The sequence below is a fragment of the Enterobacter sp. 01-M-02-SI-ECC genome (assembly GCF_047530595.1).
Classification (GTDB): domain Bacteria; phylum Pseudomonadota; class Gammaproteobacteria; order Enterobacterales; family Enterobacteriaceae; genus Enterobacter; species Enterobacter cloacae_M.
Window position 1 is genome coordinate 101,435 of record NZ_JBLKCZ010000011.1, and the last position, 21,286, is coordinate 122,720.

19 protein-coding genes are annotated in these 21,286 nt (G+C 59.3%); 11 read left to right on the top strand and 8 right to left on the bottom strand.

Going from position 1 to position 21,286, the window contains the following annotated elements; translation table 11 throughout:
* Nucleotides 1-20 precede the first annotated feature (20 nt).
* Nucleotides 21-449 (top strand): OsmC family protein, encoded by a 429-nt coding sequence (locus tag ACMWLG_RS15520; protein WP_023311893.1) that lies wholly within the window; start codon nt 21-23, stop codon nt 447-449.
* 23 nt (nt 450-472) lie between these two features.
* Here ACMWLG_RS15520 and ACMWLG_RS15525 read toward each other — a convergent pair whose 3' ends face one another.
* On the bottom strand, nt 473-1,378 hold the full coding sequence (locus ACMWLG_RS15525) for a LysR family transcriptional regulator (RefSeq protein WP_045399922.1): 906 nt from the start codon (nt 1,376-1,378) through the stop codon (nt 473-475).
* Between the two features lie 133 nt (nt 1,379-1,511).
* On the opposite strand from ACMWLG_RS15525, the gene ACMWLG_RS15530 reads away from it, so the two are divergent.
* Entirely contained in the window at nt 1,512-2,261 is a 750-nt protein-coding gene (locus ACMWLG_RS15530; protein ID WP_045399919.1) for an SDR family NAD(P)-dependent oxidoreductase, read from the top strand.
* Here ACMWLG_RS15530 and ACMWLG_RS15535 read toward each other — a convergent pair.
* The 7 genes from ACMWLG_RS15535 to ACMWLG_RS15565 are packed head-to-tail and all read right to left on the bottom strand — an operon-like array spanning nt 2,258 to nt 9,092.
* Complete coding sequence (locus tag ACMWLG_RS15535) at nt 2,258-3,187, bottom strand: ABC transporter ATP-binding protein (RefSeq protein WP_045399916.1); 930 nt, start codon at nt 3,185-3,187, stop codon at nt 2,258-2,260. The two genes, ACMWLG_RS15530 and ACMWLG_RS15535, sit on opposite strands and share 4 nt — an antisense overlap.
* Complete coding sequence (locus ACMWLG_RS15540; RefSeq protein WP_045399914.1) at nt 3,180-4,166, bottom strand: ABC transporter ATP-binding protein; 987 nt, start codon at nt 4,164-4,166, stop codon at nt 3,180-3,182. The genes ACMWLG_RS15535 and ACMWLG_RS15540 overlap by 8 nt, the downstream gene beginning before the upstream one ends.
* The gene (gene ddpC, locus ACMWLG_RS15545) at nt 4,166-5,059 is read right to left on the bottom strand and encodes a D,D-dipeptide ABC transporter permease (RefSeq protein ID WP_045399911.1); all 894 of its coding nucleotides are present in this window, start codon (nt 5,057-5,059) and stop codon (nt 4,166-4,168) included. The genes ACMWLG_RS15540 and ddpC overlap by 1 nt, the downstream gene beginning before the upstream one ends.
* A complete protein-coding gene (locus ACMWLG_RS15550; RefSeq protein ID WP_033145620.1) occupies nt 5,056-6,078 on the bottom strand; it encodes an ABC transporter permease in 1,023 nt (340 codons plus the stop codon). The genes ddpC and ACMWLG_RS15550 overlap by 4 nt, the downstream gene beginning before the upstream one ends.
* Nucleotides 6,079-6,101: 23 nt before the next feature.
* Complete coding sequence (locus ACMWLG_RS15555) at nt 6,102-7,634, bottom strand: ABC transporter substrate-binding protein (RefSeq protein ID WP_045399907.1); 1,533 nt, start codon at nt 7,632-7,634, stop codon at nt 6,102-6,104.
* A gap of 15 nt (nt 7,635-7,649) precedes the next feature.
* Nucleotides 7,650-8,225: a D-alanyl-D-alanine dipeptidase gene (gene ddpX, locus ACMWLG_RS15560; protein ID WP_023311885.1), complete on the bottom strand. Its 576-nt coding sequence runs from the start codon at nt 8,223-8,225 to the stop codon at nt 7,650-7,652.
* A 12-nt stretch (nt 8,226-8,237) separates the two neighbouring features.
* Nucleotides 8,238-9,092, bottom strand: a complete 855-nt coding sequence (locus ACMWLG_RS15565; protein ID WP_045399904.1) for a MurR/RpiR family transcriptional regulator — start codon at nt 9,090-9,092, stop codon at nt 8,238-8,240.
* Nucleotides 9,093-9,357: 265 nt separating this feature from the next.
* Here ACMWLG_RS15565 and ACMWLG_RS15570 point away from each other — a divergent pair, with 265 nt between their 5' ends.
* From ACMWLG_RS15570 to ACMWLG_RS15610, 9 genes are all read left to right on the top strand, one after another.
* Entirely contained in the window at nt 9,358-10,839 is a 1,482-nt protein-coding gene (locus tag ACMWLG_RS15570) for an alpha/beta hydrolase (protein ID WP_045619897.1), read from the top strand.
* 95 nt (nt 10,840-10,934) lie between these two features.
* Nucleotides 10,935-12,146, top strand: a complete 1,212-nt coding sequence (locus tag ACMWLG_RS15575) for a diguanylate phosphodiesterase (RefSeq protein ID WP_045399898.1) — start codon at nt 10,935-10,937, stop codon at nt 12,144-12,146.
* An 88-nt stretch (nt 12,147-12,234) separates the two neighbouring features.
* The gene (locus ACMWLG_RS15580; protein ID WP_045399894.1) at nt 12,235-13,125 is read left to right on the top strand and encodes an aminoimidazole riboside kinase; all 891 of its coding nucleotides are present in this window, start codon (nt 12,235-12,237) and stop codon (nt 13,123-13,125) included.
* Nucleotides 13,126-13,298: 173 nt separating this feature from the next.
* Entirely contained in the window at nt 13,299-14,816 is a 1,518-nt protein-coding gene (locus ACMWLG_RS15585; RefSeq protein WP_045619899.1) for a carbohydrate porin, read from the top strand.
* 66 nt (nt 14,817-14,882) lie between these two features.
* Nucleotides 14,883-16,253, top strand: a complete 1,371-nt coding sequence (locus ACMWLG_RS15590; protein WP_032656958.1) for a sucrose-specific PTS transporter subunit IIBC — start codon at nt 14,883-14,885, stop codon at nt 16,251-16,253.
* Nucleotides 16,253-17,659 carry a sucrose-6-phosphate hydrolase gene (locus ACMWLG_RS15595; protein WP_045399887.1) on the top strand — a complete coding sequence of 469 codons (1,407 nt, stop codon included), beginning with the start codon at nt 16,253-16,255 and terminating at the stop codon, nt 17,657-17,659. Before ACMWLG_RS15590 ends, ACMWLG_RS15595 begins: the two co-directional genes overlap by 1 nt.
* A gap of 28 nt (nt 17,660-17,687) precedes the next feature.
* Nucleotides 17,688-18,704: a LacI family DNA-binding transcriptional regulator gene (locus ACMWLG_RS15600; RefSeq protein WP_029741322.1), complete on the top strand. Its 1,017-nt coding sequence runs from the start codon at nt 17,688-17,690 to the stop codon at nt 18,702-18,704.
* Nucleotides 18,705-18,793: 89 nt separating this feature from the next.
* Nucleotides 18,794-20,344 carry a methyl-accepting chemotaxis protein gene (locus ACMWLG_RS15605; protein WP_045619902.1) on the top strand — a complete coding sequence of 517 codons (1,551 nt, stop codon included), beginning with the start codon at nt 18,794-18,796 and terminating at the stop codon, nt 20,342-20,344.
* A gap of 258 nt (nt 20,345-20,602) precedes the next feature.
* Entirely contained in the window at nt 20,603-21,283 is a 681-nt protein-coding gene (locus ACMWLG_RS15610) for a hypothetical protein (protein WP_227760376.1), read from the top strand.
* Nucleotides 21,284-21,286: the final 3 nt, after the last annotated feature.

Consider the following 21,286-nt stretch of genomic DNA (forward strand, 5'->3'; position numbering starts at 1 on the left):
AAGCCAAAAGGAGAGCAAGAATGACTATTCATAAGCACGGTTCGGCACACTGGTCTGGCGACATTAAGCGCGGAAAAGGAACGGTTTCCACCGAGAGCGGCGTTCTCAATCAGCAGCCTTATGGTTTCAATACCCGCTTTGAGGGCGAAAAGGGGACCAACCCCGAAGAGCTGATTGGCGCGGCACATGCGGCCTGCTTCTCAATGGCGCTGTCGCTGATGCTCGGCGAAGCGGGTTATACCGCCGATTCCATTGATACCACCGCGGACGTCTCTCTGGATAAAACCGACGGCGGCTTTGCCATCACTAAGGTTGCCCTGAAAAGCAAGGTGACCGTTCCAGGCATCGCCCCGCAGCAGTTCGACGGCATTATTCAGAAAGCAAAAGCGGGCTGTCCGGTCTCGCAGCTCCTGAAAGCTGAGATTACGCTGGACTATAAGCTCAATTAAGACCCAGCCGGGTTTGCGCCCGGCTATCCCTTCAGCGCGGCGGGGAACACCTCCGCCAGCCAGGCGATAAACACCTTCAGCCTGTGCGTCAAATGCCGGTTCTGCGGGTAAACCACATGAAACGGATACGCGGCAGGGCGCCAGCCACCCAGGATCGCCGCCAGCGTTCCCGCCTGCAAATACGCCTTTGCCGAATACTCAAAGGTTTGAACGATCCCCAGCCCCGCCGCGGCAGCCGCCAGATGGGCATTACTTTCATTTACGCCGAGATAATGCGGAACGTTGATTTCCAGCGTCTCGCCGTTCTTTCTGAAGCGAAAAGGAAACGCCCGCCCGGTGACGGGCGAGAGGTAGCTAATGAGCTTGTGGCCGTTGCACAGCTCCTGTGGATAGGCCGGAACTCCATGGTTTTTCAGGTAGCCCGGCGTCGCGCAGGTGACCATTTCGGCGTTACCGAGATGACGGGCGATGAGGGTTGAGTCGTCCAGCGGACCGCCGCGAATCACGCAGTCTACGTTACCGCTGATGAGATCGACCGGCCGGTCGGCCACGCCAAGGTCGATGCGGATCTCAGGGTAGCGCTGCATAAATTCCGGAAGCAGGGGAATGAGCACGTCCCGGGCGGTGGAGCCGCCCACGTCAACCCGCAAATGCCCTTTTGGCGTCGCGCGGGAAACGCGAAACGAGGTGTCGATATCTTCGATATCAATCAGCACCCTGAGCGCTTTTTCATAGTATTCCATCCCTTCAGGCGTCGCGACCACCCGGCGAGTGGTGCGGTGCAAAAGGCGTATCTCCAGGTGCGACTCAAGCGATTTGACCAGCTTGCTCAGCGTGGCGATCGGCATATTCAGCGAGTCCGCCGCGCGGGTAAAGCTGCCGGACTCCACGACCCGCGTAAAGGCGCGCATCGCCATGAGCTGGTCCATGATGACCTCTGATTATTTCTGTATGTGAATAGTCATTTTAATTTTTGCCTGTTTTTCACTAATGCCGCAAGGGCTAAAGTTTGTTCAACGCGAGCGAAAGCGCGCACCACAAACCCAACAAAAGGTAAATGACATGAACACGACTCTCTCAGGAAAAATCGCACTGGTCACCGGCGGCAGCACCGGTATTGGTCTTGCCACGGCGCAGGAGCTGGCGGCGCAGGGCGCGAAGGTGTACATCACCGGTCGTCGTCAGGCCGAACTGGACGCCGCGGTAGCAGAAATTGCTTCTGACGCCGTGGGCATTCGCGCGGACGTTTCAAAGCTTGCCGATCTGGATGAGGTTTATGCCCGGATAGCCAAAGATGAAGGCCGTCTTGATATCCTGTTCGCCAATGCCGGTGGCGGCGATATGCTGCCGCTGGGCGCGATCACCGAAGAGCAGTTTGACCGGATTTTCGACACCAACGTCCGCGGGGTGCTGTTTACGGTGCAGAAGGCGCTGCCGCTGCTCTCCGCCGGCTCGTCGATTATTCTGACCGGCTCGACGGTCTCCGTTAAAGGGACGGCCAACTTCAGCGTCTACAGCGCCAGTAAGGCCGCCGTGCGCAACTTTGCCCGCTCCTGGGCGCTGGATTTGCAGGGCCGCGGGATCCGCGTCAACGTGGTGAGCCCGGGCCCGATCAAAACGCCAGGTCTCGGCGATCTGGTGCCGGAAGAACACCGTCAGGGGCTGTACGACGCTCTGGCCGCCCAGGTACCGCTGGGGCGTTTAGGCGCGCCGGGCGAGGTGGGTAAAGCGGTGGCGTTTCTGGCCTCCGACGCGGCCAGCTTTATTAACGCCATCGAGCTGTTTGTGGACGGCGGAATGGCGCAAATCTAATCCAGACTGCGCCAGCAGCGGACGTTACGGCCCTCGCGTGAGGGCTGTAGCGGCTGGGGACGTTCACACCCCTGCGTTGCCATCGGACAACGGTCGCGGAAAAAACAGCCCTCGGGCAGGTGACGGTTGCCGGGAAGCTCCGTTTTGCGTAACGCCAGATTTTCATCCAGCGGTTCACCGGTGCGGGGAACCGAGTCGAGCAGCAGACGGGTATAGGGATGGCGCGGCTCGCCAAGCACCTGCGCGGCGCTGCCCAGCTCCACAATCTGCCCGAGGTACATCACCGCCACCCGGTCGCTCATGTGTCTGACCACCGAGACGTTATGCGAGATTAACACGTAGGTCAGATTACGCTGCTGTTGCAGGTTCACCAGCAGGTTGAGGATTTGCGCCTGCACGGAGATATCCAGCGCGCTGGTGGGTTCATCAAGCACGATAATATCGGGATCGGACGAGAGCGCCCGGGCGATGGCGATGCGCTGGCGCTGCCCGCCGGAGAAGGCGTGCGGAAGCCTGTCGAGGTATTCCGGGCGAATGCCCACCTGCAGCGCCAGATCCTCCGCCAGCTGACGGCGCTCGCGCTCGCTGCTGCGTTTTTGCACCCACACCGGCTCGGTGATGATGCGCCAGACCGGCAATCGCGGGTCGAGCGACGAGAGCGGATCCTGAAACACCATCTGCATGCCGCCTGCGTGGTGAGCCCGCTGGCACGCGCCGGCGCTGGGCTTAAGCATGCCCATCAGCAGCTGGGCCAGCGTGCTTTTCCCGCAGCCGGATTCACCGACAATGCCCAGCGTTTCCCCCCGGCGGATCTGCAGATCGAGCCCGTTGAGGGCATGGACCTGTTCCGTTACGCGGCCCAGCCAGTTTTTGCGCGCCGCAAAGTTCACGTGCACGCTATCCAGTTCCAGCAGTACATCAGACATGGTGTTTCTCCCGTTGTGGATACCAGCAGGCAGCCTGTTGGCCCTCTGCACCGTTGGGCTGTAAGCGCGGCGTTTCGCTGCATTTCGCCCCGGCGGCAAAGCAGCGCTCGCGGAAGGCGCATCCCTGCGGAAGCTGGCTGAGGTTGGGCACCGTGCCGGGGATGGCGGGAAGCAGGTCGCGCGGCTGGCCGTTTTCCGGCGCGCACCGCAGAAGGCCGATGGAGTAGGGATGCACGGGTCGGTGGATCAGCGTTTGCGTGGCACCGCTCTCGATCACGCTCCCGGCATACATCACGTACATCCTGTCGCAGAGCTGCGACACCACGGCCATATCGTGGCTGATAAACAACACCGAGGTCCCGCTGGCCCGCGCCTTGTGCTTCAGGAGGCGCAGCACCTGGAGCTGGACGGTAACGTCCAGCGCGGTGGTCGGCTCGTCGGCGATAATCAGCTCCGGCTCGCAGGAGAAGGCAAGGGCGATCATCACCCGCTGGCGCATGCCGCCGGAGAGTTCAAAGGGATAACGCTCCATGACCTGCTTCGCGTCCGGGATTTGCATCTCTTCCAGCAGGGCAATCGCCTTCTGCTGCGCCTCGCGCCGCGAAAGCGGCTGATGCTGGCGGATCACCTCCACCATCTGTTTGCCAATCCGCCGCGTCGGGTTGAGGGCGGTCATCGGCTCCTGAAAAATCATCGCCACTCGGGCACCGCGCCACTGGCGAAGCTGCTTCTCGGACGCCGTCAGGACGTTTTCGCCGAGTAACTTCACCTGTCCGTTATGAATGCGGTAGCTCCCTTCCGGCAACAGCCGCATGGCGAGCATGGCGGTCACGGATTTACCCGATCCCGACTCGCCCACCACGCCGACAATTTCGCCCCTGCCGATCTCCAGCGAGACGTGGTTCAGCGCGTGGACCTCACCGCGAAAAATCGGGAAGCTCAGGTGCAGGTCCTCAATACGTAATACCGGTTCGGTCATCACTGTTTTCCTCTCGATTTCGGATCCAGCAGATCGCGGATACCGTCGCCAAACAGGTTAAAGCCTACGGCGGTAATCAAAATTGCCGCACCGGGAAAGGCGCAGTACCACCACTGGTCCAGGACGTAGTTACGGCCAACGGCCACCATCGCGCCCCATTCGGCGGTCGGCTGCTGCGCGCCCAGGCCAATAAACCCCAGCGTGGCGGCCATCAGAATGGCGCTGCCAATGTCCAGCGAAGCCTGCACAATCAGCGGCGGAAGGGCGTTGCGCAGGATATGCCAGCGGATCAAATGCCAGCGGGAGGCGCCAAACGTGCGGGCGGCCTGAACGTAGGTAAACTGGCGCACCACCAGGGTTTGCCCGCGCGCCAGGCGGACGTAAAACGGGATGCGGACAATCGCAATCGCCAGCATGGCGTTGAACAGGCTCGGCCCGAGCGCGGCGGCCAGCGCCATGGTCAGCACCAGGGAGGGAATGGAGAGCATGATATCCATCACCCGCATGATGATGGCGTCGCCGCGCCCGCCCAGCACGCCGGAAAAACAGCCCAGCAGTGAGCCAATGCCGCCCGCAATCGCCACCACCGCCAGCCCGGCGGTAATCGACTGCTGGCTGCCCGTCAGCACGCGGCTGAACAGGTCGCGTCCCACCTCATCGGTACCAAACCAGTGTTGTGCAGACGGCGCCTGCAGGCGTGCAGTCAGATCCAGCGCGTTCGGGTCATGCGGCACAATCCACGGCGAAGCCACCATCAGGAAGAGCATCGCAATCATAATGATGCCGCCAACGATCGTGAGCGGGCTTTGACGCAGCATCCAGAACAGCTTTGCCCAGTTGATGCGTTGTCCGGCGGTTTTAGCCGGGACGGGCGTTTCCTGCGTTAACATCATTCGGCACCTCCGCGCCCGATTCGCGGGTCAATCCACAGGTAAAGCAGATCGACCACCAGATTAACCAGCACGTAGGCCAGCGAAACGACGACGGCAAAGCCCATCACGGCAGGGAAATCGAGCGCCTGAATGGACGTCACCACCCAGGCGCCCATGCCCGGCCAGGCAAAGACGGTTTCGGTCAGCACGGCGCCGTAAAGCAGATCGCCCAGCGCCAGCCCGAGCACGGTAATGGACGGGATCATCGCATTCGGCAGAGCGTAGCGCAGGACGATGTACCAGCCGGGCAGTCCGCTGGCGCGCGCGGTGCGGATGTAGTCCTCGCTGAGCTGCTCAAGCATCGCCGAACGGACCTGGCGCGCCACGATCCCCAGGTGAACAAACGCCAGCGTCAGCGAGGGTAAAATCAGGTGCTGAAGCGCGTTGAAAAAGACCTCACCGTTGCCCTCCAGCAGCGCGTCCAGCAGATAAAAGCCGGTGACGTGCGTCGGCGGATCGAGCCAGTCGTCCAGCCTGCCGCCGCCCGGGAGGATCTGCAGGTGCCCGTAGAACAGCACGATGACGCCCAGCCCGAGCCAGAAGGCCGGCGTGGAGATCCCGGTCATCGCCATTAAACGCACCAGGTGATCCAGCCAGCGGTTGCGGTACACCGCGGACAAAATCCCCAGAGGCACGCCGATGACGAGCGCCAGCAGCAGAGAACAAAAGGCCAGCTCCAGCGTGGCGGGGAAAAAGGCCTTCAGGTCTTCCGCGACCGGGCGTCCGGTACGGATGGACGTGCCTAAATCACCGTGGGCCAGAGCGTCCACGTAGCGGCCAAACTGAACATACAGGGGCTGGTCCAGCCCTAGCTGCTGGCGGATGTTCTGCACGATTTCGTCGCTGGCGCGGTCGCCGGCCAGCAGGCGGGCCGGATCGCCGGGGATCAGGTGTGAAATAATAAAGGTGATAATACAGACACCGGCCACCACCAGGATTAACCCCCAGCAGCGCTGGCGCACTATGCTCCAGAACGTCATACGCTTTCCCCCGGCGAGAACCGTTATTTGCTCATGGTGGCGATGTTGAACACCTGCTCGAGCATCGGATTAAAGGTGAAGCCTTTGACCTCTTTGTTCATCGCCAGCTGGTAGTTTTTCTGGAACAGATAAACGTAGGCCGCCTCGTCGATAACCACCTTCTGTGCCTGCTGGTAATCTTTGGTGCGTTCTGCCTGGTCGGTGGTTTTCAGCGCGGCCTGCAGCAGGGAATCGACCTCTTTGTTCTCATAGAACGAGCGGTTGCCCGGCAGCCCTTTTTTGTCCGATTCGAACCAGTAGTTCATGAACATGTACGGGTCAGCAAAGTCCGGGCTCCAGTTGCCGATGGCAATGTCGTAATCGCCTTTTCCGACGCGGTCGCGCATGGTGGCGTTGGCCAGTTTTTCCAGCTTGACGTTAATGCCGATCTTGCCGAGGCTGGCCTGAGTGGAGAGGGCGATAGGCTCCCAGTTCGGATCGTTGTCCGAGTAGAGGAAGGTCAGGCTGGCGGGTTTGTCTTTGACCTTCTCCAGCGCCGCTTTGGCTTTGGCCTCGTCAAAGCTGTACTGCATTGCCGTGGCGTCAAAGCCCCACATGCCTTCCGGGATCGGGCCGCGCATCTGCTTGCCGTTGCCGCTCAGAATGCCTTTCACCATCCCCTGGTAATCCGTCGCCCAGGAGATGGCCCGGCGTAAATCCACCTGATTGAGCGGCGCTTTACCGTTGTTGAGATAGAGGTAAGTCACGCGCAGGGACGGGTATTCCGCGACGGCGACTTTGCCTTCCTGCTTCAGCGCTGCGAGCTGATCGACGGGCAGGGAGTCGGCAATGTCCAGATCGCCGCGGGAAAGCTGCAGTCGGCGCGAGGCGCTCTCACCGATAATTTTCACCGATACGCGCTTAAAGTGCGGCTTTTCACCCTGCCAGTGAGGGTTAGGGATCAGAATCAGCTGCTGGCCTTTCTGCCAGCTTTTCAGCATAAACGGCCCGGAACCGGCGGTGTTTTGCGCCAGAAAACCGCGCGCATCGTCCGCCGCATTGGCCTTCAGCACCGCCGGGTTAATGATGGACGCCCCGTCGTTTGCCAGCGTGTAGAGGAAAGGCGCGAACGGCTGGCTGAGGATGAACTTCACCGTATGGTCATCGACGGCATCTATTTTCAGATCTTTCGGGAAGGCTTCAGACGGCCCCTGGCCGAGCTTCAGCAGGCGCTCAAAGGAGAGTTTTACCGCCTCGGCGGTGACCGGCGTGCCGTCGGAAAATTTCGCGTTATCCGCCAGGGTAAAGGTCCACTCTTTCTGGTCTTCAGACGCCTTCCAGCCCGTCGACAGATCGCCTTCCACCTCGGTAGAGCCCGGCTTGTACTTGACCAGACGCTGGTAGGACGGATAGGTGACGGTCCAGTCGTTGTTATCAATGGTGATGGCAGGATCGAGCGTTTGCGGGTCGGCGGCTTTACCGATCGCCAGCATGTCTTTCGGAACGGCAGCCAGCGCCAGCGGGGCGCTCAGGGCCAGCGTGGCGGCGATCAGGGTCGAAACAAGCGATGTTTTCATGGCAGTGCTCCAGGTTTAAAGAGAAGTGTGCGTCAGGGGAAAACAGGCAAAACGGTCGTCGAGCAGCGGGTAGCTGGCGGCGTTCGGCAGTTCGAAGTGCCACCATTCGCTGCTGATACCGACAAAACCACCGCCGAACATGATGGCGTTCAACAGAAGACGGTTGCGCTGGGCGTGCGGCGGCACGGAAGGGTGATACGGATGCGAGCGGTCGTGCATTTCGTCAAAACCGGCACCCATATCCAGTACGGCGTTATGTTCATCCATCAGGGTGACGTCGATGGCCGTACCGCGGCTGTGATTGGAGCCAATCGCCACGTCGACCACGTATTCCGGGTTCGGGCAGGCATCCCACAGCTGGGCCTGCGCCTGCTGCGGCCGATAGGCGTCGTACACCACCAGCTTCAGCCCGGCCAGCGAGGCAATGCTGATGGCTTTTGCCAGCGCGGTGGCCGCGTCGGTATGCAGCAGGCACAGCGCCTCCTGATAGATCGGACGGCCGGTGATGTTGTCGGCGGTGGCGTACTTCAGATCGATATGCAGCGTGGGAAACGTCTTCGCCACATCAATCAGTTCACTCTCTTCGGGCATAGCTCCGCTCCTTTAGCGTTCGAATTGACCAAACTCTTGTTGTAATTGTCGGTTGACCGCCAGACGCGCCGGGAGCGCATCACCAAGCGCTTCCACCACGCCCGACAGCAGCAGGTTGAACAGACAGCTCACGGGGGCAAGCGAATCCCAGAAGTGACCGGTATCGGTTTTCACCTGCAGTAAATCAATCGGGTAATCCCGCGCCCACGGGCACCAGATGTCGGTGATTAAGGCCAGCGGAATGCCTTTCTCGCTGGCGACGCGGCAGTACTGGCGGGCCATCGAGGAGTAGGTGCGCGTATCGGTCAGCACGACGTACGGGTGCGAAAACCCCGAGTTCAGGGATTCCACCCAGCTGCCGGAAGCCCCCTCCGAATAGCTCACGCGCGGGCGGAGGTATTCAAGGTGGCTGAAGAAGGCGTTGGCAATCCCGCGCGTGGACTGGATCCCCAGCACAAACACCGCGTCGGCGTGGGCGAGGTTGTGCACCACCTGACGAAAGGCGTCCGTTTGCGCCATCTGGTACACCTGCGTGATGGCATCCACTTCCAGCGACAGGGCGTGCTGAAGGCGGCTGGAAAGGGGGCGCTGCTGCTGCCAGGAGTCCAGCCGCTCGTTCATGCCCCAGGGCTGATACGGATCGCGCAGGCTCTTTTTGGCATCCTCCAGGTTGCGATACCCCAGCTTGCGCAGGAAGCGTCCGACGGTAATTCCGCTGGTCCCGCTCGCCTGGCCGATGCTCTCCGCCGTTTCAAACGGGATTTGCGCGGCGTGCGCCAGCAGCCAGCTTCCGACCCGCTTTTCGCTGGGCGTGAGCTGGCTGAACGTCGCTTCGATACGGCTCAACATCTCAAGTTTCGTCGTCATACCGCCTCGCTGTTAACAGGCTGTCAAAAGCCGAATTTTTGTTACCGGGTTAACAATGCATGACGCGTGCCATGTTCACAGGGCGGGTGAAACCCGCTGTGCAGTAAACTTCATGCAATATTTGTTTAACCAATGATCAACATTTGTGCAGCGTAGTTCACTTTTGGTGCACTGGCTGAGCGGGCAGGTATGAATTTGGTGAATACGTCAGTCCGTTCACATTTTTGATAAGATAGAAGCATTGAGAACATAAAAGGGATCCCTCATGGCGAATTTGCCCTGGCGAGTCAGCGTGCGCCTGATCGCGCTTGCAAAGAAAACAGGAATGGTCGTGGGGATCGTCCTGGTCGTTCTGCTGGCGGTGCGGGTCTATCTCTCGCAGCAGGGGCCGGAACTGCACCTGTGGCACACCTGGCGGGCCGATGAGATGTCCGCGCGCGAGATGGACAACGCCGATTTTGCCGGGTATCAGGCCCGGGAAAAGGCGATTTTCACCGCTCTGGATAACGCGGTGACGGCGAAAACAGCGGGCGAGGAACAAACCCCGTTAAACCGCTATTACCGCCAGAGCTTGGTGTGGCCCGGTCAGTTTGCCCCCGATGCCAACCGCTCCTTTGTGCTGATGCCAGCCGGAAAGCCGCGCGGCGCGGTGGTGCTGCTGCACGGTCTGACGGACTCGCCCTACAGCGTCCGGCGGCTTGCGGTGAACTATCAACAGCACGGCTTTGTGGCCGTGGTACCGCGCCTGCCCGGGCACGGCACCGCGCCCGGCGCGCTGACGGACGTTGACTGGGAAATGTGGCTGGCGGCGACGCGTCTTGCGGTGCGGGAAGCCACGCGCCTGGCGGGTGAGGCTGTGCCTTTGCATCTGGTGGGTTACTCCAACGGCGGGGCGCTGGCGATGAAATATGCCCTCGATGCGCTGGACGCGCCTTCGCTGCGTAAACCGCAGCAGGTGATACTGCTCTCACCGATGATCGGCGTGACGGCCTTTGCGCGGTTTGCCGGTTTCGCCGGGTTACCGGCGCTGCTGCCGGCGTTTGCCAAAGCGGCGTGGCTGAATATCTCTCCGGAATATAACCCGTACAAATATAACTCGTTCCCGGTGAACGCCGCCCGCCAGTCATGGCTTCTGACGAAGGCTCTGCAGGAGCAAATCGGCCGCGAGGCGCGGGAGAACAGGCTGGCGAATTTGCCGCCGGTTCTGGCGTTCCAGTCGGTCATGGATTCCACGGTCAGCACCCGCGCGGTGGTGACCGGCCTGTTTGACCAGCTTCCGGCAAACGGCAGCGAGCTGGTGGTGTTTGACATCAACCAGGCGGCGAGCTTCCGTCCGCTGTTCAAACCGTCGTCGTGGACGGCAACTTCGGCGCTGCTGCCGGTTGCGCAGAGGCGTTACGGTGTCACGATTATTACCAATGCCAGCGAGCACAGTTTCTCGACTGTGGCGAAAATCACTCCGGCAGGCAGCACCCGGGAGACGGTCGTGCCGCTGGCGCAGGCCTGGCCGCAGGATGTCTATTCCCTGTCGCATATTGCGGTGCCGTTCCCGCCGGATGACGATCTCTATGGCCGTGAGCCTGGGGTGAAAAACCGCTACGGCATCAGCCTGGGGACGATTGCGCTCTGGGGCGAAACCTCCGTGTTGAGCGTCGGAAAAGAGGCGCTGATGCGGGTCACCTCGAATCCGTTCTACGACTATATGCAGGAGAGGATCGACAGCCGCATTGGCAACGGGGAAAAGTAACGTTCCCCTGTGGTGTGAATATGTTAGGTCGCATTGATTAAGTATGTTAAATAGTAGCTTCAAGGCACCTCACTTTCTCATCGGAACCCATTTTTGTGCTGACGACTCTGATTTACCGAAGCCAGTTGAATTTATCCCGCCCCTCCACCGAGCTGCGGGAACTGGTGGAGCGCGCCCGGATCCGCAATGCCAGTCTGAATATCACCGGGGTTCTGCTCGCAAAAGGCAGCGATGTGCTGCAAATACTCGAAGGGTCGGAAGAGAGCGTGCTCAAGCTGTTCCATAAAATCCGTGACGACAAGCGGCACAGTGGAGTGGTTGAGCTGATGCGGGACTATGGCCCGCGCAGGCGCTTCGAAAACGTCGGTATGCTGCTGTTCGATCTGCAGACGCAGTCACCGAAAGAGGTGCTGCAGTCGGTTCTGAATTACAGCAAGCTGGAAAGCTATCTCACATCCGATGACCGGGTGTTCAAATTTATTCAGACGTTTATCACAGGCAAACGTCCGGCCCTGTCGGGTGCACGCTACGTACCTGAAAAATGGACGCTTTCACCCGAGGCGTTGCCCTTTGGCGAACACCTGGGGCTGATGGCCAACCAAACCTGTCAGTTTGCGCTCCAGCCCATCGTTGAGCCCTCGGAAGGGAAGATCAGTTCACTTGAAGCCCTTATTCGCGGCAACGAAGGCGGCAGCCCGGAGCATTTCTTCAGCGCCCTTGACCCGGACAAAATCTACGAAGTCGATCTCCAGACGAAAGCGTATGCCTTTGCTCTCGCGGAAAAGCTGGGCATTGGCAGCCATAAGATTGCGGTAAATCTGCTGCCGATGTCGCTGGTGAATGTCCCCAACGCCGTGGAATTTTTGGTCAGCGAGATAAAAAAACATGGCCTTCAGCTGGAGCAGGTGGTCATTGAAGTGACGGAAAACGAGATGATCTCCGGCTTCAATCAGTTTAATAGCGCCATCAAGCAGCTTCGCGGTGAGGGGATTGGCCTGGCGATCGATGATTTCGGTTCCGGCTATGCCGGTCTTTCGCTGCTGACCCGCTTCCAGCCGGATAAAATTAAGATCGACCGGGAGATAGTCAGCGATATCCACCTCAGCGGTCCGAAGCAGGCGATTGTGCGCTCCATCGTCAGCTGTTGCTCCGATCTCGAAATTACCCTGGTGGCGGAAGGGATCGAGAAGATAGAGGAGTGGTGCTGGCTCGAGTCTGCCGGGATCCGCCGCTTCCAGGGCTTTCTGTTTGCCCGCCCGCAGCTTAATGGCGTCGGTGATATTCACTGGCCGCATCTGGTGCGTTAGCCAATTTTCCTCCCGCGTTATTTCCCCTTCGCACTGCCTGTGCTTAAATAGCTAAAACGGTTTAATATTGTTTAGCTGCGAGGAAAGCATGAAAAAAATCTGGGTACTTGGCGATGCGGTAGTGGATTTGCTGCCCGATGGAGAAGGCAGATTGCTGCAGTGTCCCGGCGGCGCACCGGCAAACGTTGCGGTCGGTATTGCCCGGCTGGGCGGCCAGAGCGCCTTTATCGGCAGGGTTGGCGACGATCCCTTCGGGCGCTTTATGGCGAAAACTCTCGCTGACGAAAAGGTTGACGTGAAGTCTATGCGCCTTGACCCAGCGCACCGCACCTCAACGGTGGTGGTCGATCTCGACGACCACGGCGAACGCTCGTTTACCTTTATGGTGCGCCCGAGCGCCGATCTGTTTCTGGAAACTGCCGATCTGCCGACGTTCAGCGCCGGAGAGTGGCTGCACGTCTGTTCCATCGCGTTAAGCGCAGAGCCGAGCCGTTCCGCGACGTTTGAGGCGATGGCCGCCATTCGCGAGGCGGGCGGCTACGTCAGCTTCGACCCCAATATTCGCCAGGATCTCTGGCCGGATGAGAACGCGCTGCGCCGCTGCCTGGAGCTGGCCCTGCAGAGCGCCGACGTGGTGAAACTCTCCGTTGAAGAACTGGTGTTTTTAACCGGAGATGTCGAGGTTAACGTCGGTCTGCACGCGCTGATGGCGCGCTGCCCGGCGCGTCTGGTGCTGGTCACCCAGGGAAAAGAGGGAGTGATCGCCTGGCATGACGGCGCCGTGAAGCACTATCCGGCAACGCCCGTTGAGTGTGTCGATACCACCGGCGCGGGCGATGCTTTCGTGGCGGGGCTGCTCTACGGGCTGGCTGCCGGGCAGGACCTGACGCCGGTCATCGCCTTAGCCCAGCGCTGCGGCGCATTAGCCACCACGGCCAAAGGCGCGATGACCGCATTGCCCTGGCAGCACGATCTGTAATTCCTTCCTCCACTGGCCGCCATCCGGCGGCCTGAATTGTCGCCTCGATCACACTTACTAAAACGGTTTAGCAAAAAAGATTGCCGATCCAAAATTCAGAGGTTTAGTATCAGCAACCTAAACCGGTTTAGCAATTTAGCACTTTTAATGACTTCTTTTAGGGATGCGACAAAATGTATAAAAAACGCAGACTTGCCGTGATGATAGGCATGCTGGCCGGAAGTACCTCTGTTTTTGCCCAGACGGATATGACAAGTATCGAAGCGCGTCTTGCCGCGATGGAGCAGCGCCTCCAGGCGGCGGAAGCGCGTGCGCAGGTGGCTGAAAAACGTGCCACCGATGCAGAACAAAAAACGCAGCAGCTTGTGGCCGCGCAGCAGCAGACGCAAACGACAGCCCAGGCGGTGGCGCAGCGCACCACCGCGCTGGAGAAGAAGGCGGATCAAAGCAGCGGGTTTGAGTTCCACGGCTACGCCCGTTCGGGCCTGCTGATGAACGATGCGGCCTCCAGCAGCAAAAGCGGTCCTTATCTGACCCCGGCCGGAGAAACCGGCGGCGCGGTAGGGCGTCTGGGTAATGAAGCCGACACCTACGTCGAGCTGAACCTGGAGCACAAGCAAACTCTGGATAACGGGGCCACCACGCGCTTCAAAGCGATGCTGGCCGACGGTCAGAGAACCTATAACGACTGGTCAGCCGATACCAGCGATCTCAATATTCGCCAGGCCTTCGCGGAGCTGGGTAACCTGCCTGATTTTACCGGCGCGCTGAAGGGCAGCACCTTCTGGGCGGGTAAACGCTTCGACCGCGACAACTTTGATATTCACTGGCTGGACTCCGACGTGGTGTTCCTCGCCGGTACCGGCGGCGGCGTCTACGACGTGAAATGGAACGATTCGCTGCGCAGCAACTTCTCCATCTACGGCCGCAACTTCGGCAGCGTGGAGCAGACCGACAATAACGTTCAGAACTATATCCTCAGCATGAACCACTTCGCCGGACCGTTCCAGCTGATGGTGAGCGGCCTGCGGGCGAAGGATAACGACGACCGTAAAGACACCAACGGCGATCTCATCAAAACCGACGCCGCCAATACCGGCGTTCATGCCCTGGTCGGCTTGCATAATGAGAGCTTCTACGGCCTGCGGGAAGGGACAGCCAAAACGGCGCTGCTGTACGGTCACGGGCTGGGTGCGGAAGTGAAAAGCATCGGTTCCGACGGCGCGCTGCTGCCTGAGGCGGATACCTGGCGCTTCGCAAGTTACGGTGTCACGCCTGTCGGCGGCGGCTGGAGCGTTGCGCCCGCCGTCCTGGCGCAGAGCAGTAAAGATCGCTACGTCAAGGGCGATAGCTATGAGTGGGTGACGCTCAACACCCGCCTGATTAAAGAGGTGACGCAGAACTTCGCCCTGGCGTTTGAGGGAAGCTATCAGTACATGGATTTGAATCCGGAAGGCTATAAGGACCGCAACGCCGTCAACGGCAGTTTCTACAAGCTGACCTTTGCGCCGACGTTAAAAGCGAGCAAAATCGGCGATTTCTTCAGCCGTCCGGAGCTGCGTCTGTTTGCCACCTGGATGGACTGGAGCAGCAAACTGGATCATTACGCCAGCGATGATGCCTTTGGCAGCAGCGGCTTCAACGCCGGCGGGGAATGGAACTTTGGGGTCCAGATGGAAACCTGGTTTTAACCCATCACGCTCCCGCTTTGCGGGAGCGTTTCGCACATCATAAAAAGAAGTCAGGCAGAGGTATCTATGGATTTTAATCAAATCGCCCGCGAGCTTATTCCGCTGCTCGGTGGCAAGGAAAATATCGCCAGCGCGGCGCACTGCGCAACGCGTCTTCGTCTGGTGCTGGTCGATGACGCGCTTGCCGATCAGCAGGCGATCGGCAAGGTCGACGGCGTAAAAGGCTGTTTTCGTAACGCCGGACAGATGCAGGTGATTTTTGGCACGGGCGTGGTCAACAAGGTCTACGCCGCGTTTATTCAGGCGGCGGGGATTAGCGAATCCAGTAAATCTGAGGCCGCGGATCTGGCGGCGCGCAAGCTGAACCCGTTCCAGCGCATTGCCCGTCTGCTCTCCAACATCTTTGTGCCGATCATTCCCGCGATTGTGGCCTCCGGCCTGCTGATGGGCCTGCTCGGCATGGTGAAAACCTACGGCTGGGTCAATGCGGATAACGCTCTCTACATCATGCTGGACATGTGCAGCTCCGCGGCGTTTATCATTCTGCCTATTCTGATCGGCTTTACCGCCGCGCGGGAATTTGGCGGTAACCCGTATCTCGGCGCGACGCTGGGCGGCATTCTGACGCACCCGGCGCTGACCAACGCCTGGGGCGTGGCCTCCGGCTTCCACACCATGAACTTCTTCGGCCTTGAGATCGCGATGATTGGCTATCAGGGCACGGTATTCCCGGTGCTGCTGGCCGTCTGGTTTATGAGCATCGTGGAGAAAAATCTGCGCCGCGCGATCCCGGACGCGTTAGATCTGATCCTGACGCCGTTCCTCACCGTCGTTATCTCCGGCTTTATCGCCTTGCTGATTATCGGCCCGGCGGGGCGCGCGCTGGGCGACGGCATCTCCTTTATCCTGAGCACGTTAATTGAACACGCGGGCTGGCTGGCCGGGCTGCTGTTCGGCGGGCTTTACTCGGTGATTGTGATCACCGGTATTCACCACAGCTTCCACGCGATTGAAGCCGGTCTGCTGGGCAACCCGTCGATTGGCGTGAACTTCCTGCTGCCGATCTGGGCCATGGCGAACGTGGCGCAGGGCGGCGCCTGTCTGGCGGTGTGGTTCAAAACCAAAGATGCCAAAATTAAAGCCATTACCTTACCGTCGGCGTTTTCTGCGATGCTGGGCATCACCGAAGCAGCTATTTTTGGTATCAACCTGCGCTTCGTGAAACCGTTTATCGCCGCGCTGATCGGCGGCGCGGTGGGCGGGGCCTGGGTGGTATCTGTTCATGTTTACATGACCGCCGTTGGGTTGACCGCTATTCCGGGCATGGCCATCGTGCAGGCCAGCTCGCTGCTCAACTATATTATCGGTATGGTGATTGCCTTCGGCGTGGCGTTTACCGTCTCACTGCTGCTGAAATATAAAACGGACTCTGAATAATGACGTTATCTTCCCGCTGGCCTGCGATCCTGCAGGCCGTTATGAAAGGTCAGCCGCGGGCGCTGGCGGATAGCCACTATCCGCAGTGGCACCCCGCGCCGGTGACGGGGCTGATGAACGATCCCAACGGGTTCATCTGGTTTGCCGGCCGCTACCACCTGTTCTATCAGTGGAACCCGCTGGACTGCGAGCATCGGTTTAAATGCTGGGGGCACTGGAGCTCTGCGGACCTGGTGCACTGGCAGCATGAGCCGCTGGCGCTGATGCCGGATGAAGAGTATGACCGCAACGGCTGCTACTCCGGTAGCGCCGTGGATAACCAGGGCGTTCTGACCCTGTGCTACACCGGCAACGTTAAGTTTGATGACGGCAGCCGCACGGCCTGGCAGTGCCTCGCCGTGGAACAGCCGGACGGGACCTTTACGAAGCTGGGGCCGGTGCTGGCGCTGCCGGAAGGCTACACCGGACACGTGCGCGACCCGAAGGTGTGGCAGCACGACGGGGAGTGGTACATGGTGCTCGGCGCGCAGGATGTGCAAAAGCGCGGCAAGGTGCTGCTGTTTACATCAGCCGATTTGCACGCCTGGACGTCCTGCGGGGAAATCGCCGGTCACGGCGTCAACGGCCTGACGGACGCGGGGTATATGTGGGAGTGTCCGGACCTGTTCGCCCTCGACGGAACGCACGTCCTGATCGGCTGTCCGCAGGGGCTGGCGCGCGAGCCGCATCGCTATCTCAACACCTATCCGGCGACCTGGATGAGCGGGGCGTTTGACTATGAAAACGCCGCGTTCGATCACGGCGAGCTGCACGAACTGGACGCGGGCTTTGAGTTTTACGCACCCCAAACGACCCTGGCGGAGGACGGACGACGCATTCTGATCGGTTGGATGGGCGTACCGGACGGGGAAGAGATGCTTCAGCCAACCCGGGCACACGGCTGGATGCACCAGATGACCTGCCCGCGTGAATTACGCTATCGCAACGGCAGGCTCTGGCAGACCCCGGCTCGCGAGCTGACGGCGCTGCGTGAAGATGAACAGCGCTGGCAGGGGCGCGCCAGCGAGGCGCCGGACCTGGACGCGACGCGCCTGGAGTTCGAGCTGAGCGCAGCGCAGGTGAATGTCGATTTTGGCGGCGCGCTGCGTCTCACGGTCGATGAGCAGGGTATACGTCTTGAACGCGCGAGCCTGAAAACCGGTGAAACGTTGACCCGCTACTGGCAGGGCGACGTCACTCATTTATGCGTTCTCTGCGACCGCTCCAGCGTTGAAATCTTCATCAATCACGGTGAAGGGGTGATGAGCAGCCGCTATTTTCCTGACCATCCGGCCCGGGTGCGATTCGAAGGTGCGTCCGATATCACATTACGCTACTGGTCGCTGCGCGCCTGCATGATAGAATGAGGGTTTTGGCAGCCGGATCTAAGTCGTTGTGAGAAAAACAAAACGCGTCACCATTAAAGACATCGCGGAGCTGGCGGGCGTGTCAAAAGCCACCGCCAGCCTGGTCCTCAACGGGCGCAGCAAAGAGCTTCGCGTGGCGGAAGAGACGCGCGAGCGCGTGCTGGCGATTGCAAAAGAGCACCACTATCAGCCCAGCATTCACGCCCGGTCGCTGCGCGATAACCGCAGCCACACCGTTGGTCTGGTGGTCCCGGAGATCACCAACTACGGTTTTGCCGTGTTTTCTCACGAGCTGGAAACGCTGTGCCGCGAGGCGGGGGTTCAGCTGCTGATCTCCTGCAGTGATGAAAACCCGGGGCAGGAGACGGTGGTGGTGAACAACATGGTGGCGCGTCAGGTTGACGGACTGATTGTGGCCTCCAGCATGCTTAACGATGCGGACTACCACAAGCTGAGCGAGCAGCTGCCCGTTGTCCTGTTTGACCGCCACATCAACGACAGCGCGCTGCCGCTGGTGATCACCGACTCCATTACCCCGACGGCGGAACTGGTGGCCGACATTGCGCGCCAGCATCCTGATGAGTTCTACTTCCTCGGCGGCCAGCCGCGCCTTTCTCCGACGCGCGATCGTCTGGAAGGGTTTAAACAAGGTCTGCGAGAGGCTGGCGTGGAGCTGCGTCCCGAGTGGATCATTCACGGCAACTATCACCCGAGCTCCGGGTACGAGATGTTTGCTGAACTCTGCGCCCGTCTGGGGCGTCCGCCGAAAGCGCTGTTCGCCGCCGCCTGCGGGCTGCTGGAAGGGGTGCTGCGCTATATGGGCCAGCACAACCTGTTGCAAAGTGATATCAGGTTAGCCAGTTTTGACGATCACTATCTCTACGATTCGCTGACGATCCCGGTGGATACTATTCGTCAGGATAACCGCCAGCTGGCGTGGCACTGCTTTGATTTGATTAGCAAATTGATCGAAGGGGAGACGCCGCAGCCGTTGCAGCGCAAGCTCAATGCCACCCTGCAGCGACGCTATAAGCCAGCGAAATAGCCCGGTTCGATACTTCAATAACTTTAATTAATTTAAGTTTTGGAATGGCCGATAACCATAAGGAATAATTCTCCTTGAGGTATTGGTTTATGTCGTTGAAAAAGTCGTCCCTGATCGTCCTGTTCTCGCTACTTTTCTTCTTTGTTGTCAGCATTGTCACCAGCGTTGGCCTCATCATAAAAAGTAATAATTCCCTGGATAACGTCAATAAAGAAATCCAGGTTGTGCTGTCCATTATTGACCCCATCAACCACAGCCGTACGCTGCGCGTGCGGGTGATGGAGTATGTGAAGATGGTGGAAGCGGGTAACTCGGCAGACGGGGCTGCAAAGCTAACCGCCGTGAAAGAGGCGCTGACCAAAGCGGACCACGCCTTTGCGGCCTTTATGGCTTCGCCGCGTCTGACGGATGAAGCGCCGCTGGTGGCTGCCTATCAGGACGCCTGGCAAAACTACCGCAACCAGGGGCTGGCGCCGCTGATCGATGCCGCCGAGGTGCACGATGTGGCCAAATTTAACGCGCTGATCCCGGAAGTCTCCCGCCTCGACCGCCAGTACGAGATCGTTCTCGACCAGGTCCTTTCCGTCCACCAGAAATACGCCAAAAGCCTGAACGAGGATGCGAGCAGCAATTTCGTCTCCGGCCTGGCGATCATTGCCGCTATCGCCAGCCTGTTTGTGGTGGTGATTGTCGCCGTCAGCCTGCTGATGAAGCGCTTTGTCTTTGCGCCGGTAAACCTGGCGCGCGAGCACTGCAGCCAGATTGCGGCGGGCAAGCTGGACGTTCCGGTACCGGTCAAGGGGAGCGCACATAACGAAATCGATCATCTTATGAGCTCAATGGAGCAGATGCGTCAGGCGCTGCTGGCGACCATCGCCCAGGTGCGCGATGCGAGCCATACCGTAACGCACGCGGCGCAGGAGATTGCCTCCGGGAATATCGACCTGGCGTCACGTACCGAGCAGCAGGCTTCCGCGTTGACCCAGACGGCGGCCAGCATGGAAGAGCTGAGCGCAACGGTGGCGAACAACACCGACAACGTTTATCAGGCCGGTAAACTGGTGCAGGACGCGGTGAAAAATGCCCACACCGGTGAAGCGGTGACCCGTGAAGTGATCGACACGATGAACACCATCGCGGCGAACTCGAAGCGCATCGAAGACATTACCAGCGTCATTAACAGTATCGCCTTCCAGACCAACATTCTGGCTCTGAACGCGGCGGTTGAAGCGGCGCGCGCCGGTACGCAGGGACGCGGCTTTGCGGTCGTGGCCAGCGAGGTACGCACCCTGGCACAGAAAAGCGCGGTGGCAGCCAAGGACATCGAGAGCCTGATTGCGCAGTCGGTTTCCAGCGTGAAAAACGGCGCGGAGCTGGTGAGCCGCTCGGGCGAGGTGATTGACTCGATTATTTCGTCAGTGAATAAAGTGAATACGCTGATGGAGCAGATCTCCGTCGCCTCCGAAGAGCAGAGCCGCGGGATCGGCCAGGTCGGCCAGGCAGTGACCGAGATGGATGGCGTGACCCAGCAGAACGCCGCGCTGGTGCAGCAGTCCGCTGCGGCAGCGGCATCGCTGGAAGAGCAGGCGCAGCAGCTTTCACGGAGTATTTCGAGTTTTAGTTTGCCGGTGCAGGCTTGATTGAATGACGGGAGGCTCCTGAGAGGGCCTTTTTAATGTTTTGAAGAGCACCAGTGATTCATTCGTTGGTGCTTAATTCCGCCGCCACGTCTACGATAGCAAACGCCGCCGGCACTGAAACTCACTTTCAGTATCGGTGGTGTTGAACAACGAGCCCTACGAGTCGTTAGCTTCTAAGTCGATAAATCAGGGGCAGCAAAGTAGATTGAAGTAAAAACGTCCTTTATGATGACTCAAAGGTTAGCCCAAAAGGAAATCATGACAATGAGCGTTGGAATAATTACAGACGAGCCGGGACGTTTCTTCACCTTCCAGTCTACATTGCCAGCCGGTGAATATTTCGAATTTCGCCCCCGCAATCCTCCATTGAACTCAAAACCCATCGTTGATGACGAAAGCGGGATGTGTATTGGTTATTCCGTCGCTCAGGCTGCCGGTTTGTGGCAGATTTATGATGCAGACGGCATGTTTGTCAGGCTGGAAGAAGCGCCATTAGAAGCCCCCCTGATTGACCCAACGGACCTCGCTTTAATTGCTTTTGGTGCATTTCGTCTTTTTCGAGCAGGTAAGGCGTTACTGGAAAGTGGTGTCAAAGCCGCCGTAACTGTGAGACTCAGTGAGGCTACCATCAGTCTCTTGCGTGGCCGTCTTAAAATGGGCTTATCAGCTCGCGCGCTCAGGATGAGTGAGTCATCTGCAAAACACATGCTGACCCCAGGTCGTTATGTGCCTTTACAGATTCAGGAAAAGGCCATTCGTTATGGCATCAGAACGCCGGACCCTCTCAAAAAGCCAGGGCTTTTCCGTTACGAGGCTCGTATGTATAAGCTTGTGGAAGACAGGCAAAATAAAGGCACTTATATTTATAAGTCTTACCGTCTTGAGGTTTTGGTCAGGGAAACTGACTGGACTATCATGCATTTTCAGTACATGCCGTAAGGG